This window comes from Enterococcus sp. C65 (genome assembly GCF_040887165.1).
Classification (GTDB): domain Bacteria; phylum Bacillota; class Bacilli; order Lactobacillales; family Enterococcaceae; genus Enterococcus_B; species Enterococcus_B hirae.
In genome coordinates, this window is sequence record NZ_JBFOFG010000003.1 from 184109 (window position 1) to 200984 (window position 16876).

Annotated in this window: 15 protein-coding genes and 1 tRNA gene; 13 read left to right on the forward strand and 3 right to left on the reverse strand. The window is 34.5% G+C overall.

Annotated elements, in window-relative coordinates:
- The first annotated feature begins 130 nt into the window (after positions 1-130).
- The 9 genes from AB3I12_RS04475 to AB3I12_RS04515 all read left to right on the forward strand — a co-directional run bounded on the left by AB3I12_RS04475 (position 131) and on the right by AB3I12_RS04515 (position 10952).
- Positions 131-1669, forward strand: coding sequence for an ABC transporter permease/substrate-binding protein (locus tag AB3I12_RS04475; RefSeq protein WP_063626965.1), 1539 nt, complete (start codon positions 131-133; stop codon positions 1667-1669).
- Positions 1666-2631 carry an ABC transporter ATP-binding protein gene (locus AB3I12_RS04480; RefSeq protein WP_063626966.1) on the forward strand — a complete coding sequence of 322 codons (966 nt, stop codon included), beginning with the start codon at positions 1666-1668 and terminating at the stop codon, positions 2629-2631. Before AB3I12_RS04475 ends, AB3I12_RS04480 begins: the two co-directional genes overlap by 4 nt.
- Complete coding sequence (locus tag AB3I12_RS04485; RefSeq protein ID WP_034700340.1) at positions 2618-3940, forward strand: NAD(P)/FAD-dependent oxidoreductase; 1323 nt, start codon at positions 2618-2620, stop codon at positions 3938-3940. Before AB3I12_RS04480 ends, AB3I12_RS04485 begins: the two co-directional genes overlap by 14 nt.
- Before the next feature lie 391 nt (positions 3941-4331).
- The gene (locus tag AB3I12_RS04490) at positions 4332-5816 is read left to right on the forward strand and encodes a helix-turn-helix domain-containing protein (RefSeq protein WP_063626969.1); all 1485 of its coding nucleotides are present in this window, start codon (positions 4332-4334) and stop codon (positions 5814-5816) included.
- A 381-nt stretch (positions 5817-6197) separates the two neighbouring features.
- Positions 6198-7670, forward strand: a complete 1473-nt coding sequence (locus AB3I12_RS04495; RefSeq protein ID WP_010719424.1) for a helix-turn-helix domain-containing protein — start codon at positions 6198-6200, stop codon at positions 7668-7670.
- Positions 7671-7916: 246 nt separating this feature from the next.
- Complete coding sequence (locus AB3I12_RS04500; RefSeq protein ID WP_223603537.1) at positions 7917-8255, forward strand: LPXTG cell wall anchor domain-containing protein; 339 nt, start codon at positions 7917-7919, stop codon at positions 8253-8255.
- Between the two features lie 55 nt (positions 8256-8310).
- On the forward strand, positions 8311-8940 hold the full coding sequence (locus AB3I12_RS04505) for a hypothetical protein (protein ID WP_010737408.1): 630 nt from the start codon (positions 8311-8313) through the stop codon (positions 8938-8940).
- Between the two features lie 304 nt (positions 8941-9244).
- Positions 9245-9751 (forward strand): hypothetical protein, encoded by a 507-nt coding sequence (locus tag AB3I12_RS04510; RefSeq protein ID WP_063626971.1) that lies wholly within the window; start codon positions 9245-9247, stop codon positions 9749-9751.
- 298 nt (positions 9752-10049) lie between these two features.
- On the forward strand, positions 10050-10952 hold the full coding sequence (locus AB3I12_RS04515) for a plasmid recombination protein (protein ID WP_080649354.1): 903 nt from the start codon (positions 10050-10052) through the stop codon (positions 10950-10952).
- Between the two features lie 107 nt (positions 10953-11059).
- On the opposite strand, the gene AB3I12_RS04520 is transcribed toward AB3I12_RS04515, so the two are convergent.
- The 3 genes from AB3I12_RS04520 to AB3I12_RS04530 all read right to left on the reverse strand — a co-directional run bounded on the left by AB3I12_RS04520 (position 11060) and on the right by AB3I12_RS04530 (position 12948).
- Positions 11060-11677: a LysM peptidoglycan-binding domain-containing protein gene (locus AB3I12_RS04520; RefSeq protein WP_010737411.1), complete on the reverse strand. Its 618-nt coding sequence runs from the start codon at positions 11675-11677 to the stop codon at positions 11060-11062.
- 355 nt (positions 11678-12032) lie between these two features.
- The gene (locus tag AB3I12_RS04525; protein ID WP_010719419.1) at positions 12033-12242 is read right to left on the reverse strand and encodes a DUF378 domain-containing protein; all 210 of its coding nucleotides are present in this window, start codon (positions 12240-12242) and stop codon (positions 12033-12035) included.
- 623 nt (positions 12243-12865) lie between these two features.
- Positions 12866-12948, reverse strand: a tRNA-Leu gene (locus AB3I12_RS04530).
- A 68-nt stretch (positions 12949-13016) separates the two neighbouring features.
- On the opposite strand from AB3I12_RS04530, the gene AB3I12_RS04535 reads away from it, so the two are divergent.
- From AB3I12_RS04535 to nagA, 4 genes are all read left to right on the forward strand, one after another.
- On the forward strand, positions 13017-13178 hold the full coding sequence (locus tag AB3I12_RS04535) for a hypothetical protein (RefSeq protein ID WP_010719418.1): 162 nt from the start codon (positions 13017-13019) through the stop codon (positions 13176-13178).
- A gap of 143 nt (positions 13179-13321) precedes the next feature.
- Positions 13322-14539 carry a pyridoxal phosphate-dependent aminotransferase gene (locus AB3I12_RS04540; RefSeq protein ID WP_010719417.1) on the forward strand — a complete coding sequence of 406 codons (1218 nt, stop codon included), beginning with the start codon at positions 13322-13324 and terminating at the stop codon, positions 14537-14539.
- Between the two features lie 206 nt (positions 14540-14745).
- Positions 14746-15582 (forward strand): helix-turn-helix transcriptional regulator, encoded by an 837-nt coding sequence (locus AB3I12_RS04545; protein ID WP_010719416.1) that lies wholly within the window; start codon positions 14746-14748, stop codon positions 15580-15582.
- 74 nt (positions 15583-15656) lie between these two features.
- Complete coding sequence (nagA, locus tag AB3I12_RS04550) at positions 15657-16805, forward strand: N-acetylglucosamine-6-phosphate deacetylase (protein ID WP_010719415.1); 1149 nt, start codon at positions 15657-15659, stop codon at positions 16803-16805.
- Positions 16806-16876 lie beyond the last annotated feature (71 nt).

Here is a 16876-nt window from a genome sequence, read left to right on the forward strand (position 1 = left end):
TTCAGAGAATTGCCGGGGTGTTGGATTTACAAATGATGAACTACGCATCTTTTTTGTTCTTTTCAGACAACTTAGTTGGGGATTTTTTCGTCTATGTTTATACTTAAATTAGAATGGAAAGGAAGATCCTATGAATAATTTTTTTCAAACGCTTGTTGAGCGAAAAGGAGAATTGATCTCCGCAACATTTCAGCACTTATCAATTTCATTAATTGCCTTATTGATTGCGATTGTTATTGCAATCCCATTAGCTATTTGGGCAGTGAACCATAAAAAAATGGCAGAAGTATTGTTGCAGATAACCAGTGTTTTACAGACGATCCCATCTTTAGCTTTATTAGGATTGTTGATCCCCTTCGTTGGAATCGGAACAGTGCCAGCGTTGATTGCATTAGTGATCTATGCGTTATTACCAATTTTTCAAAATACGTATATCGGACTTAGTGAAATTGATCCATCCATTGAAGAAGCAGCAGTTGCTTTTGGTATGTCACGCATGAGACGGTTGATCAAAGTGGAATTGCCAATCGCATTACCTGTTATTATTTCAGGTATTCGGACAGCCCTTGTCTTGATCATTGGAACAGCAACGTTAGCAGCATTGATCGGTGCCGGTGGCTTAGGAACGTTTATCTTATTAGGAATTGATCGAAATACGCCAGTTTTGACTCTGATTGGTGCAATCAGTTCAGCTTTGTTAGCAATTATTTTCAGTAGTTTAATCAGACTTCTTCAACATTTGAAACCTCGATATACAGTTATCACTTTATTGCTTATCTTTTTGGGAATCGGTGGAATATCTTTGTATCAAAGCGGACTCTTTAAAGAAGATAAGGTGACAATTGCTGGGAAATTAGGTTCAGAACCAGATATTTTGATTCAAATGTATAAAGAATTAATTGAAGATAATTCAGATGTTGAAGTTGAATTAAAACCGAACTTCGGCAAAACCAGTTTTCTTTTTAGTGCATTGGAGAATCAACAGATCGATATTTATCCGGAATTTACAGGAACTGTTTTAGAAAGCTTAGTTAAAGTACCTGATGACTTAAAAAATAAAGAATTGAATGAAAAAGAAACCTATAATCAAGCGAATCGCTTATTAGGTGAACAATTTGAAATGACACTTCTTCAACCAATGGCGTATCAAAATACCTATGCTTTAGCGGTGAAGCGATCATTTGCCAAAGAAAATGGGCTAAAAACCATTTCTGATTTGGGAAAGATTGAAGATCAGATAAAAGCCGGTTTCACATTAGAATTTATTGATCGTTCGGATGGCTATAAAGGAATCCAAGAACTTTACAAGCTTAATTTTCCAAGTGTCCAAAGTATGGAACCAAGTTTACGCTATCAAGCCATCGATAACGGAGATGTCAATGTAGTAGATGCTTATTCGACTGATAGTGATCTAAAACAATATGACCTTGTCACCTTAGAAGATGACCAGGGATTATTTCCAGATTATCAAGGAGCTCCTTTGATGACCAAAGCCTTTGCGAAGGAACATCCAGAAATCGTTACAGCTCTAAACAAGCTCGCTGGCAAAGTAACAGAATCTCAAATGATTGAAATGAATTATCAAGTGAATGTAGAAAAACAACAACCTGCGGAAGTAGCGCATGCATTCTTGGAAAAAGAAGGACTACTGAAGGAGGGGAATAAATGAATAATCTGATAGAATTCAAGCAAGTCCAAAAGAAATTTGGCGAAAAATATGCAATTAAAGAACTAAACTTATCGATTGAACAAGGGGAAATCTTTGTTTTGGTGGGTCCCTCTGGTAGCGGGAAGACGACCTCGCTTAAAATGATCAATGGTCTATCTCAGCCGAGCGCAGGGGAGATATTCTTCAAGGGTAAATCGTTAAAAGACTATGATTTACAAAAAATGCGGTGGAAAATGGGCTATGTTTTACAACAAATTGCGTTGTTTCCAACTATGACTGTCCAACAAAATATCGAAGTTATTCCAGAAATGCTAGGATGGGAAAGAAGAAAAAGAGAAAAAATAGCTGACCAATTACTTGAGAAAGTCGGACTTGATCCTACAATCTATCGAAATAGAATGCCACAGGAATTATCCGGTGGAGAGCAACAACGGATCGGTATCGTCCGTGCTTTGGCAGCTAGCCCAGAAGTTATTTTGATGGACGAACCATTTAGTGCTTTAGATCCTTTGTCTCGAGCTTCTTTACAAGACCTTGTACTTTCCTTACATCAAGAATTAGGCACAACGATCGTCTTTGTGACGCATAATATGGATGAAGCCATAAAATTAGGAGATCGGATCGCTGTCATGAAAGAGGGCGAATTAATTCAATGTGACCAACCCGACCAGTTGTTGACTCAGCCTAAAAATGAATTTGTACGGAGCTTTTTTGATGAAACGATTCAACAAAAACAACAAACAGTAAAAGAGCTGATCGTAGCTGACGATTACAGCAAAGGAATTCATCAAGCGGATTTTCCAGATGTTTACTTAAGTACACCGCTGACTGAAGTATTCGAATTATTGATCCAACATGAAGCAGTAAATATTCGAGAAAATGAGGAAAATCTAGGGGAGATTACAAGAAAAGATATCTTCACTTATTTATCTAGAAAGGAAAGAGAAAATGAAAGAATATGATGAAGTTGTGATTGGTTCTGGCGTAGCTGGTATGAGCGTGGCTTATGGGTTAAAAAAAGCAGGGAAGAACGTCTTGATCATCGAAGAAAATCTTTGGGGTGGTACTTGTCCTAATCGAGGATGTGACCCTAAAAAAATTCTACTAAATAGTGTGGAAGCAAGAAAACGAATTGAACAGTTGTTGGGTAAAGGATTCAGCGAAGTACCAACTGTTGATTGGCAAGAACTACAAGCATTTAAGCGCAGTTTTACAGATCCAGTTTCAAAGAATCGTCAAAAAGAATTAGCAGCAGCTGACATTGATTATCTAGCTGGAACAGCACGCTTTATCAATGAAAATACGATCATGGTAGGAGAAGAAAAAATTTCAGCTGAACATTTCATTCTTGCTACTGGTCAACGACCATCGATTTTACCTATTGATGGGAATGAATTTTTACAAACAAGTACTGACTTTTTATCATTAAGTGAATTGCCTCAGGACATTATTTTTATTGGTGCAGGCTATATTGCATTTGAATTAGCGATGATCGCTCATGCTTCAGGAAGCAATGTCACGATCGTTCACCATAATCAACGACCATTAAAAGCATTTGACGAACAATTGGTCAAACAACTAGTTAAACAAATGGAAGCAGCCGGGATTCGATTTGTTTTTGATTTTGAGTCACAGCGAATCATTCAAGAAGGAACGCACTATTCCTTGCAGTCAAACGATCAAGAACTACAGGCAGATGCGATTTTTTGTGCCACTGGAAGACAGCCAAATGTTGAGCGACTAGACCTGGAAAAGGCGAAGGTAGAAACAACGAAACATGGTGTTGTTGTTAATGACTATCTTCAAACGAGTAATCCAATGATTTTTGCTTGCGGGGATATCATCTCACGGACAGAGCCAAAATTAACGCCAGTTGCTACCTTTGAAGGAAATTATGTTGCAAACTATGTATTAGGAAATACTAAAGAAAAAATTAGTTATCCTTCCATTCCTACGATCGTTTTTACTAGTCCGAAATTGGCTCAGGTCGGGGTAACAAAAAAACAACTCACTGGACAAGAAGAAGTAGTAGAAATTGATATGACCAATTGGTTTACCTATCATCGTGTGAATGAACCACTTGCTAAATCCCAAATGATCTATGACAAAGCTGGGTATTTGATTGGTGCCAGTGTCCTTAGTGAACAGGCAGATGATTTAATCAATGATTTGAATTTATTGATCAGTCAACATACAAAAAAAGAAGAATTAGAGCAATGGATCATGGGTTATCCAACGGTAGCGAGTGATTTATCCTATTTATTGAAATAAAAAATACAGTGTATTGATTATGTAAAAAAACGATTAAATATAAAAAAATAAACGCTTAAATCTGTGGCTGAAAATGTCCTCGAATTTAGGCGTTTTTTCTATTGTAGTGAAAATGATAAAAAGATTATTTTAGTGAAAGGCTCTTTATGGAGTTCTCTAAAAGATCCGGTAGTAAATATTTTAATAATAGATATCTTGAGTGTTATTTTTATTAAAATATTACCTCGCAGAAAAGCACGAATCTTATAGGTTGATCACTACTTTTTTAATATTATTATACTTATATTTTAATGAAATGGTAGACATACTTATTTTCGTACATTAAAATTAATAATAGAGGAGAATAGAGAAAACAAAGCGTTTGTAAATTTTGAGGGATTAGGAGGGGAAAATGAAGCAATTACTAACGAAACAAAGTTTAAGACAGCTAGCACTCTTAGAGTTACTCTGGAGCAACGAATGGCTGACGATTGCAGAGATCGTCAAAAAAATAGGTGGGGTTGAAAAAACGATCCGAACAGACATCAAACAACTGAATGAAATAATTGAACCTTTAAAAATAGAGACTTCGGTAAAATATGGCGTTTTTTTAAGTAAAGACTTAGGTGTTTCAAAATCATATGTTTATTCGCTTTTTTTACAAAAAAGTGTCGAATGTCAAATGTTGGAAATGATATTCATCAATCCCATGATGAAAAGAGGGGAACTATGCGATCAACTCTTTATTTCAGAAACACAACTCAATCGATTACATAATAAAATGAATATTTTAATGAAAAAATACGAAATAAAAATCACAAATGATTTGAAATTGATCGGTCACGAAAAAAATATCCGTAAACTTTTCTCTAGTTTGTTCTATGAAAAATACCTTTCACCCGATTTACTTTTTAAAACAGAAGAATTTCAACTGATTGATACAGTACTTGATATTTTTTATAAACAAAATAAAGAGAAGATGGTTATGGATGATCAACATCATTTTTTATTGAATAAAATGCGAATGAGATTATGGGTGGCTGCCTATCGTTGTAAATCTAGCTCATTCTTTAAACAAGAGGAAGATTATTTTAATTATTCTATGATTACTGGAGATCGAGAATTAAACAAAAGGTGGCAAGCTGTGTTTGGTATCGAACTATCAGAAGAAGTTTTGTTTAACCTGTTTGAGTATTTTCATGCTCCATTCAAATTAAATGAACGATGCTTACAACTAGGGACTAGTCAATCGATCTTACAAACAAGACTGGAAAATCTGATTTTGGAAGTTAGCTATGAATTTAAGATTAAATGCCAGAACAAAACAGCTCTACTTCAGGCCGTTATGTGGCGGATACTTCGTACGATCGGTCCAACGCATATTTTAAATAACGTTGAAGAAGATTTTGTCTGCGAATTAATGAATGATCGACAAGATATCGTTTTAAATTTGAAAGCTAAATTCAGTGAAATTTATGACGATCTAACCGTTCATTCTCTAGATAAAAAAAATATGATTTATCAATCCATTTATACTTTAGTTTCACAATGGTCTGAATTTCGTTCGGAAATACGTAAGCCAACGATTAAAATCCACGCTGCATTGCTATTAGATGCACCAGCCGGGCATTTAAAAATGCTAAAAGAAGAAATCGAATATCATTTTAGAAATACATATGAAGTTGATATTTTATTGCCAATAGCACAAAATTCTGTGAATCAGCTAAAACACTATGATTGTGTCCTAACCAATGGCTTTAATACTGGCGATCTAGGAGATGTGAAAATTATTGGTGTCCCTAATTATTTTGGAGAAGAATTTGTCAAAAAACTACATCATTTTTTGATCAACAAAAAGGAAGAATTACACGTTTTTAGAAAGAATATACTCATCTAAAAGCAAAACAAGTTGAATATACATATTGAGAAAGAGGCTGAACGATACAGTAACAATCATAGTAGTATTTCCGAATGAACATCCAAAGAGCAGTTATCGTTACATTAACTATAAAAAAAGTGAGCGTGCTATTTAGTGAAAACGATTCTGTTTGTTGCATAGATCTACCTAGTAAAGGGACCCGAGATGAATGATTGTCTTTGGTCTCCTATTTTTTTACTTTGCATCACGAACAACTCAATGGATCGTTGGAAAAAATAAAAGATTATGAAAGATATTTTACCAAGGGCTCGGTATATTAAGGTTATTTTTAAAGATTGGGATATGCTAAAAATAAAACAAGGAGTATTTATCTGTTAGGAGAGGAGAGATGTAATAGAAATGAGAGAAATATTAGACGGGCGTTTGAGACGCCAATTGAATATTTTAGAAATCCTTTGGAATACGGAATGGATTACGACTGCGGAATTAGCTGAAAAAATTGATAGTTCAGAAAAAACCATTCGAAATGATCTATCTCAAGTCAACGAAATGATTGAGCCTCTATCAATTGAAACTTCTTTTAGAGCAGGAATCATTTTAAAGAAAGATATCACAACGCCTAAGTCATTTATCTATTCAAAAATTCTTGAAAAGAGTCTAGAATACACATTACTGGAAACGATTTTCCTAGGAAAAGTTACTTCTAAAGAAGAGCTTAGTGATTTGCTTTATATTTCAGAAACTCAGGTATCAAGGGTAATTAATCGAATCAATCAAGAAATCCGGTTTTTCGATTTTCAAATTACCAATCAAATCAAAATTATCGGAAACGAAGGGAATATCAGAGACTTCTTTTCAGTCTATTTTTCTGAGAAATATCATTTGCCCGAAAAATTGATACAAAAAGAAGAAAGAAATTTGATTTCAGAGATCATTGATATATTCATCAAAGAAAATACGATATGGGCAATTGTGAACAATGACCATCATTTATTTTTGGGAAATTTAAAATTTCAATTGTATGTCTGTTTTACACGATTGAAGCAAGGCTATCAATTAGAAGTTAACGAGATACCTTTTCATTTTACACATCTAATGAACGAAAAAAAACTAGTAGAAAAAATACATAATGTCTTTGGCATCAAAAGTGTAAAAGAAAATCTTCAGCAATTATTTTATGAATTCCATCAGCCAATTAATCCAATAGCTCGCTTTCATTCAGAAGGAGTTGAAATCGATTCGGTCTCAATAAAGAAACAGATCGGCTATGTGATTACTTTGCTGGAAGAACGTTTTGGATTACTTTGCGAGAATCGAGATAAATTGATTCATGATATTTATTGGACGACCATGAGTTCGGTGCGACCTACTTATATTTTATACAATAAAAAAACGGATTTTTTTGAAAATACGTTGAAGGTAAGTCCTGAGTTAGTTACCGCATTAAGAGATGAATTTTTTGATATTTACTTTTCTCTTGGTAATCCATTTTTATCTTACTTAGATGAAATGATCCAGCAATCCATCTTCAAATTATTAACTTCTTGGTCTGAACTATGGGTACGCGTGAGAGAAAGTAAAGCAAGTATCAATGTAGCACTTTTATTGGATAGCTCTTACGATCATATGCGGATGCTCAAAGAGGAAATTCAATTTTATTTTAGACATAATATCAAAATTGAGATACTCGATCCTACTACTCAAATACAAAAGGGCTATTTACAAAAGTTCGATTGCCTTTTAACAGATGTATATTCGCCTGACCATTTCGGTATTCCAACGATTGGGATGTCTAGTTATTTTGATGAAGATATCATTAATAAATTAGTTGATTATTACCATATAAAAGTTAATTCCAGTATGGATAGTTAGTTTGCACTATAACTATAAATTTCGGAAAAGTTTCCGCTTATCAACTGATATGGCTAAAAATTAAGTATTATTTTTAGATGTTCTAAGCTAATCATCTTTTTGTTACATAACAATTACTAATGGAAAAGGTATTTACCAATCTATCGGTAAAACTTGGTTTTCATTCTATTTTATTTTTACGGATAATATTATTGTGGAGGTTGCGTCGTTAAAGTATTGGAGGTGAAGAGCGAAATAAAAAGAGTGATGTATTACTTGATAGGTGTTTTAATGGTTAGTCTTTTCATTACAACAAACTGTCATGCACAAACCACAAATGAACAAACGATTCAAGTTGAAGCAATAATAGGAGTATGGGATGCGGACGCAGATGCCAGTACAATTGATAACGTAAGTGACGCAGGAACCAAAGAAAAAGCAACTATAACGATCACACCATCTGATTCAGGTTCTTCAAAAAAAGTGAGACTTCCACAAACTGGTGAACAATTGAGCGTTTATATGATGTTACTTGGAACAATTGTATCCCTTTTCTCAACGGTTATGTTGATTGAGCTCAATCGAGAAAAAAACTATATCATGTAATTTTATTTTTATGGAAATGTTGTGAGACGTTTTCAGCGAGGAGAGAGACAGAATAATGAAGAAGTTGACAAATGTGTTACTAGTATCATCTATTTTATTAGGTGGATTTGGAATTGGAACAATGAATGCAAGTGCAGAAACAGTTAAAGATAATGAATTAGGCTGGATTCCTGGATTAAGTGACCCTGAGGATGACAGCGCAACTATTCAAGGAAAAGATAATGCACAAATTGGAGTGGATGGCTGGATTGGTCCATGGGATCCGGTCGGACCGGAAGATGTATCTTATGTTGACATCACTGTACCTACAAAAGTACGTTATGCAAATGCGGTAACAGATGATGGCCAGCCACTTCCTAATATCTTATCACCTATTTATACCGTAACAAATAATTCTAGTGCACGTAGAGTCAAGATTGAAATATCAAAATTTGAAGAAAAAAGTCAATCGGGTGTAAGACAAGATTTATACTTTACACCAACAAATGAAGCGGGCGTCCGTTTACAAAGTGTTGCGGGTCAATTTCTTAATAGCCCTACTTATTTAACAGAATTAGATAAATCTTCATCTAAAACGTTAAAATTCGAAGGAAAAATCGCTGAAGGATTTAAAGAAAATCAAGTGGTTAGACCAAGTTACGAAATAACGTTTAATTTCACTGCTTTAAAAGATACTGAATCATAAAAAAGCGTGATTTGTTTCATTTATATCATATATTATTGGAATCCCCAGCAGAATAAACAGGGAATTTCGCACATAGTAACAATGACATGACTGTCTTAGAATACCATTTAGCAGGATTCCAAATAGTTGGAGTTCTGCTAATCATTGAAAGTATAAACTGTTGGAACGAAAGAAACTAGTTGATCAACAAAAAAACATGTGGATTGTTTGAAAAGAAATAAAGGTAAATGCTTAACGAATGATTTTTTTATCCATCTGGTTGAGACGATTTGTTTTTGATTTTATCAGAAAGGGAGATTTTTAAATGGCACATAAAGCAAAACAAAGAAAAAAAAGCACATATATCCTGATAACCTTCTCTGTAGTACTTTTGATATTGGGGATCAGTGGATACTTCTATTTTAATCAATCTCCCCCTCAAGTCGTTACAGGATTGCCAGATTTTGATGAGAACATCACTCAGTTGAATAATGGCGAATTATTAAAAAAGATGCAGGAAGAAGTCGATAAAGACAATGTTCGGATTGTATTGAAGCATGAAGTCGAATTAAATAAAGAGAGAAAAGCCCACGTGGATGTACGTAATGTGGGTGTCAACTCCTATAATATACAAGTAGAATACTATTTAGCATCTAATCAAAAAAAATTATATGTTTCAGGATTGATTCCACCCAACAATGGGATTGAATCGGTTGCTTTCAAGAATATGCCTTCCTCGGGTACGCATGGCATAAAGATATATTATAAAGTATATAATGAAAAAGAACTAATCAATACAACAACCATTGATGGAACACTCCGTATTGATTAACGAATCATAGCTAGCATAATAAAAAATAGTTATTTAGAGGCGGGCCAAAGCTTGCTTTATTATCTTAGTTCACTCGAAAATTCACGAAGTAGGTTTTGTTTTAACTGGTTTACTTGGGATCCTTTAAAGAGGGTCCTTTTTTATTTCACTAAAAGTACATAATTACCAAGAAATAGGAATTTTTCGGTTTGTTTTTTCGGATAGAATTAACTAAACTTTAGATGAAAACGTTGTTTATTTACTTGTTTGAAAGATTCACATAGTAAGAAGAAAGTAAGGAGGCAGAACTATTAAATCAATCAAATTAGAAAAAACGGATTATCGATTTTATGAATTAGAACAAGTCCAAAGACATAATCAAAGAGAAATAGTTGAATCAAGTATTGTACAACCAGATAAAACATCTTTAAATTATGATGTTTTAAATAAGAAATTTATTGACTATAAAAAGATCATTAGAAAATATTTGACCCATTTATCTTCAACAAAATCGATTCATTCTAATTGGACAATATTAATTGAATGGCGAATCATCTTTAAAGAATCGGCATTAAAAAAATTATCAGTAAGAGAAACAAAACTATTTTTTTTACAAATTGTTCAAACCTTTCAAAAGCTATACGGTCTATCGAATATCATTTATGCACATGTTCATTTTGATGAAGAGAAACCACACTTACATATTGGCCTAATACCCATGAAAGAAGGACGTCTCAATTCTGCTTATATTATGTCCAAATATAAAAACTGTGAAATAGAAACAGAATTACTCAAAAAGTTAGAAGCAGTTCTTCAACAAAATAAGACATCCATCTATCGAAAAAAATCGACAAATGATCATATGAAAGAACAATTGAATGCTGAGTATCAAGAATACAAAGAACTGTATACTAAATTACTTCACCACTCGTTGTTGCCTTCTGAGGTGGGGATGAAGAAACCAGGAAGAGAAACAGATAACTATTCAAATCATATGACAGACGAAAAGAGTAAAACAATAGACGAATTACATAAAGAAAACAATTATTTGAATTCATTAGTGAAACGATTGAAAGCAGAGAACAACTATTTATTGAACGTCATGAAAGAAACAAAAAATAATTTTGAGCAGTTAGACAAACACAACTGTTCAAAAAACACGATGAACGAACCACCATTTGCCAAACTGGAATTAGAAAATCGAAATTACCAAAAAAATTGACAGAAAGGATACTATTTCTGCCAATTTTTTTCATTTACGCTTTGCTTAGTAAAAAAAAACGAAGATCCTAAAGAGGGACCTTCGCTTTTTAAACAAGCTATTTTATATTAGTACCAACCGTTTGCTTCCCAGAAAGATTTAGCTGCTTCCCATGAGCCGTAACGAGAAGATACGTATTGTTCAGCAACTCGTTCTTGGTTTGCTGCTGAATAGTCACCATTTAAGTAAGAAGAATCTAATTGGTAACGTCCGATGTAACGACCGTTTGTTGCTGTATAAGAACCGCTAGATTCTTTTTGAGCGATCCATTCTTTCGCTGAGCTTGTGTTTGTTGTTGCTGGTGTTGCTTGTGCCGCTGTTTGCGTTGCTTGAGCAACTGGTTGGGCAGGTGCTGCTTGTTGAACTGGTTCTTGCTTCACTGGTTGTTCAGCCACTGTTTTTGTTTGAGCAGGCGCTTGGTAAGCTGTTTGTGTTGTTGCTGCTTGTTCGCCTGTTGGGATTGTTAATTGTTGACCTGAATAAATCAAGTTGATGTTTGAGATTGAATTTTTTTCTGCAATAGTTTGGATCAAGGAGTTATCACCAACGTATTTTTGAGAAATCGTTGATAGCGTATCACCTGATTGAACGGTATAAGCTTCGTCCGCATGTGCAGATGTTCCCATAAAGAATAGTGCGCCGGCAGTCAAAGTTGTTCCTAATAGTAATGTTTTAAGTGATTTCATGTAAAAGCTCCTTCGTAAATTTAAAAATAGTTTTGTTGTGACCAACGAGGAATACTTTACCACGGGGATATATTTCATAGGTAATAGCTTTATGACAAATCTACCTTTTTTGTAATATTTGAAGTAACATATGTAATCGAAAACGATTTCTTTGTCGTAAAATCAAGCATAATGTCTCTGAAAAGAGTAGCTGTCTAGTTATTAAGAAAAGGTTAATCTCACGTTTTTTTGTAGAAAAAATCTCTCTTTTGTCTCGAATAACGCTTACATGAATATAAATAAAAACAGTCATGAGCATACAAACTAACGCTCATGACTGCTTTATTTATATTAGGAACAGAGGATAATTAAAAAATTATCGTTCTACTCTATTTGTAATAAGTGGAAAGAATTTCAAACAATAAATAGCACAAATTCCTACGATAATATAGATCGCTTTAGCTAGAATTGTCGTAGATCCACCTGCAATAGTAGCAACTAAATCAAATTCTAATAAACCAACCAATAACCAATTTAATCCACCAACGATCAACAATGTTAAAGCAATAATGTCTAAAGTTTTCATTTGTTATTTCTCCTCTCCATATTTGACATACTCTAATTATAAACTAATTTTTATATTAGTACTAAAATACTGCTTAAGCTTATAAAATAAGGTTATAAGCTGGTAATGTCATCTTTATTTATAAGAATACGAGTTTGATGATGAGAAAAAAATGAAATATATAAGTCAAGAAAGAGAAATGTCCAATGGAAAGCAAAAGGATTCAAGAACTGTAAACAAGCGTTACACTATTTAAAAGAATCGATTGAATAAGAGTTCAATTATGGTTCCTAATATTCATCGTTCTCATAATTCTTTTACAGTATAGGTCATAGGTTGTAAGTATAAAAAATGATCAAGATGGGCAAAATAGAAGGCATGCAGATAAAACAATACTGATTTCATTGCTTAATCGTAATAAGGAGAAATAATCAAAAAAGCTATCTTATGAAACATAAGAAGGAACTGTCCATAGTAATCATTAGCAGTAAATTAACAGGAAGAGTAAAATAGAAAGAAGAATTTATGCGTAAAATTATCAGAAGTCAGGTCGTTTAGTATAACGAACAGTAAGTTTATTAATAAGACGTGAATAAGAAAACAAAAAAACGTAGAGCACGGAATGCTCTACGACTAGTCATTGATGCAGACGATGGGATTTGAACCCACACGAGCGTACGCTCACAAGACCCTCAATCTTGCATGTCTGCCGTTCCATCACGTCTGCGTATAATAACAATAAATTAATGATAGCGAGTATTTCCGCAGATGTCAAGATGAAAAGGGAGAGAAAAAGTGGAAAAATATGATGGGGAGTTTTCTATCTTAGGAATGAGTGTTGGGCTAATTCTTGGTATTGTATTGAAAGATTTGTCTGCCGGAATTTTTTTGGGTGTTATTTGCGGAATTGCTATGGACTGGGGTGCGAATTTATTCAATGAATATCGACGGAAATGAGTTTGAAAACTAACTAAAATTTCTTATGGTTTTACTTAAAATTGTGGTAAATTTTAGAGGGATAGAGTATGATATTGAAAATAAGTAAAAAATAAAAAATCAGAAATTTCTGTTTATTTTGAAATGAGGGATTGGATAGCGTTATGAGAGAATTTGAAAAATCCAATAAACTAGAAGGCGTAAGCTACGACGTACGTGGACCTGTGTTAGAAGAAGCCGAACGTATGCAAGAAGAAGGGATCAGTATTTTAAAGTTAAATACTGGAAATCCTGCCCCCTTTGGATTTGAAGCGCCAAATGAAGTGATACGTGATTTGATTATGAATGCACGAGATTCAGAAGGCTATTCTGATTCTAAAGGCATTTTTTCAGCAAGAAAAGCGATTGAACAATATTGTCAAATCAAAAAGTTTCCCAATGTGACGATCAACGACATTTATACAGGGAATGGAGTCAGCGAACTGATTACAATGTGTATGCAAGGTCTACTTGATAATGGGGATGAGGTTTTAGTTCCGATGCCTGATTATCCATTATGGACGGCTTCAGTATCACTGGCTGGTGGAAAACCTGTTCATTATATATGTGACGAACAAGCAGAATGGTATCCTGATATTGATGACATTAAATCAAAAATAACGAGTAGAACAAAAGCAATCGTGATCATCAACCCAAATAATCCAACTGGAGCATTGTATCCAAAAGAGATTTTAGAGCAAATCGTGGAGATTGCTCGTCAAAATCAATTGATTATTTATTCTGATGAAATTTATGATCGTTTAGTCATGGATGGTTTAGAACATATTCCAATCGCTACCTTGGCACCAGATTTATTTGTCGTGACGTTGAATGGTTTATCTAAATCCCATCGTGTTGCAGGATTTCGTGTTGGCTGGATGGTGTTGAGTGGAGATAAATCACATGTTAAAGGCTATATTGAAGGATTGAACATGCTTTCTTCGATGCGTCTTTGTTCCAATGTATTGTCTCAGCAAATCATTCAGACGGCATTAGGTGGTTATCAAAGTGTGGATGAATTATTATTACCTGGTGGGCGTATTTATGAGCAACGAGAATTTATTTACAATGCCATTAATGACATTCCCGGACTTTCTGCAGTAAAACCTAAAGCAGCGTTTTACATTTTTCCTAAGATTGATACGAAGCGTTTCAATATTTTAGATGACGAAAAGTTTGTTTTAGATTTCCTACATGAACATCATATCTTGCTGGTTCATGGTGGGGGATTTAATTGGCATCAACCGGATCATTTTAGAATCGTTTATTTACCAAAGATGGATGATCTGAAAACGACTGCTGTCAAAATGCGTGAATTTTTATCGACTTACCGACAAAAATAGCCTGTCATGGATGTTTTTACTCAAAAGAGCCGAACTCAAGTTTTGGCTCTTTTTGGTGTGAGAGATGAAATAATCACTAGCTAAATCAAAAATAAGGAAGGAAAAAAGTCGGACAAGTTTTTGATAGGACTTTTCTTGATGTTTCTTCTTCCGTAAAGTAAAATATTGGTATAATGCGAATACGCATATTTTGAAGGAGGATGCTTATGGAAACGTTGGTCGCTTCCTTTGGTACAATCATAAAAGAAATTCGAAAAGAACAGAAGATGACACAAAAAATGCTTTCGCAAGATATTTGTTCACAGAGTGTTTTAAGCAGAATTGAAAATAATGAAGAGCTACCAAATGTTGTTGTAATGGCACAAATTTGCCAACGTTTAGGCGTAACGATCGATCATGTCATGCGTTTATCTCATGGGAAAATTCGAGCGGTCTTAAAGAATTTTGAGTTAACAGACTTGTATTTTCAGCAACGAGATTATCGCAAGCTGGAACAAGTGTTAAAATCGCCAGAGGTTACAGAAAATTTGTACGAAGCTGCGGATTTTCAAAAATATTATTATTATTTAGGCGTCTGTGAATTTACATTACGAAAAAATATTACTCAAGCACTTAGTTATTTAAAAGAAGCGCTCTCCTATTCGACGTTAAAAGATCGAACACAAGTGACGGACGTTGAGATCCAGCTAGTCAGTTGCATTGGCAAAATCTATGGCGTAGCTGGCAAAACTGCGGAAGCTAGGTACTATTTAAGTCGTAGTATCCAACTCTTCCAAGAGACGATCCAAGATCGAACCAAAAGTGAGTTTACTCAAATTTTTTATAACTATGGAAGCTTTTTGTTGCACCAAGGAGAAATTGAACTATCTTTAGAACAAGTAAATCAAGGAATACGGTGGGCGCAAGATAAAAATAGTTATTATTACCTTAACGATTTATTTATTTTAAAGAGTTTGATTTATAAAAAGAAAGGTGAAATCAATAAAGCTCTCTTTTATGAAGAATTGGCACAATCAGTTAAAAAAATAGCAAAAAGTCTCTAAATGGTGTAGACCATTCTTGACTTATCTCCAAAATAAGAGTACCTTTAGGATAGAAAATCAAAGGAGAGAGAAGAATGAGAACTTTTATCTACGCAGACAAATTCTTTTTGTCATCCGGTGTCAAAAATGCAGGTTATCTTGAAATCACTGATGGTCTTTTTGGGGAGTATACCCAAAACACACCTGAAGGAGAAGTCAATATCATTGATCAAAGCGGAAAATGGATCGCTCCTGGTCTAGTTGATACGCATATTCATGGCTATATGAACCATGATGTGATGGATAATGATGCAGAAGGTGTGAAAGCAATGTCAGAAGGATTGCTTTCTTGTGGAGTAACATCGTTTTTACCAACTACTTTAACATCAAGTAAAGAACGTTTAAAAGATGTAGCTGAAACAATTGGAAAAATGTACCAAGAAGCTCCTGGAGCAAAAATTAAAGGAATCTATTTTGAAGGACCATTCTTTACGGAAGAACATAAAGGGGCGCAAAATCCAAGTTATTTTGGAGACCCTGATCTTGATACTTTCCATGAATGGCAAGAAGCTTCTGGCGGACTGATCAAAAAAATTGCCCTAGCCCCAGAACGAAAAGGCGTTGAAGAGTTTGTCAAACAAGTGACAGATGAAGGCGTGGTTGTTTCATTGGGTCATAGTAATGCGACGATCGATGAAGCACAAAAGGCAGTAGAAGCAGGTGCTAGTGTCTTTGTCCATGCGTATAATGGCATGCGTGGATTAAATCATCGTGAACCTGGAATGGTTGGTGCGCTACTATCGCTAGAACATGTTTTTTCAGAATTGATTTGTGATGGGCATCATGTTCATCCAAATGCTGCTCAAATTTTAATGGAAAAAGCAGGTCATGACCATGTGGCATTGATCACTGATTGCATGATGGCTGGTGGAATGCCTGATGGCAATTATAATTTAGGAGAATTTCCAGTGGTCGTGAAAGATGGAACTGCTCGCTTAGAATCAGGTAATTTAGCAGGAAGTATCTTGAAATTAAAAGAAGCAATCAAAAATGTAGTAGACTGGGGATTAGCTACACCTGAACAAGCTGTGATGATGGGAAGCTTAGTACCAGCAATCAGCTGCAAGATCGATGATACTTGTGGCAAGATCGCAAAAGGACGGGACGCTGATTTTATCGTATTGAATCCAGATATGACTTTAGAAGCAACATACCTAGATGGTGTAGAACGTTATCACGCTTAATAAAAAGACTGTTATTAAGTAAGCAAGAGCGAACCATCGCTGAAAGGCTGGTTTGAAGAGCTTTGACTTAA

What these genes read in the sequence shown, in the direction of transcription:
- AB3I12_RS04475 (WP_063626965.1), top strand. Translation starts at nt 131, where the DNA reads ATGAATAATTTTTTTCAAACGCTTGTTGAGCGAAAAGGAGAATTGATC.
- AB3I12_RS04480 (WP_063626966.1), top strand. Translation starts at nt 1,666, where the DNA reads ATGAATAATCTGATAGAATTCAAGCAAGTCCAAAAGAAATTTGGCGAA.
- AB3I12_RS04485 (WP_034700340.1), top strand. Translation starts at nt 2,618, where the DNA reads ATGAAAGAATATGATGAAGTTGTGATTGGTTCTGGCGTAGCTGGTATG.
- AB3I12_RS04490 (WP_063626969.1), top strand. Translation starts at nt 4,332, where the DNA reads ATGAAGCAATTACTAACGAAACAAAGTTTAAGACAGCTAGCACTCTTA.
- AB3I12_RS04495 (WP_010719424.1), top strand. Translation starts at nt 6,198, where the DNA reads ATGAGAGAAATATTAGACGGGCGTTTGAGACGCCAATTGAATATTTTA.
- AB3I12_RS04500 (WP_223603537.1), top strand. Translation starts at nt 7,917, where the DNA reads ATGTATTACTTGATAGGTGTTTTAATGGTTAGTCTTTTCATTACAACA.
- AB3I12_RS04505 (WP_010737408.1), top strand. Translation starts at nt 8,311, where the DNA reads ATGAAGAAGTTGACAAATGTGTTACTAGTATCATCTATTTTATTAGGT.
- AB3I12_RS04510 (WP_063626971.1), top strand. Translation starts at nt 9,245, where the DNA reads ATGGCACATAAAGCAAAACAAAGAAAAAAAAGCACATATATCCTGATA.
- AB3I12_RS04520 (WP_010737411.1), bottom strand. Translation starts at nt 11,677, where the DNA reads ATGAAATCACTTAAAACATTACTATTAGGAACAACTTTGACTGCCGGC.
- AB3I12_RS04525 (WP_010719419.1), bottom strand. Translation starts at nt 12,242, where the DNA reads ATGAAAACTTTAGACATTATTGCTTTAACATTGTTGATCGTTGGTGGA.
- AB3I12_RS04540 (WP_010719417.1), top strand. Translation starts at nt 13,322, where the DNA reads ATGAGAGAATTTGAAAAATCCAATAAACTAGAAGGCGTAAGCTACGAC.
- AB3I12_RS04545 (WP_010719416.1), top strand. Translation starts at nt 14,746, where the DNA reads ATGGAAACGTTGGTCGCTTCCTTTGGTACAATCATAAAAGAAATTCGA.
- nagA (WP_010719415.1), top strand. Translation starts at nt 15,657, where the DNA reads ATGAGAACTTTTATCTACGCAGACAAATTCTTTTTGTCATCCGGTGTC.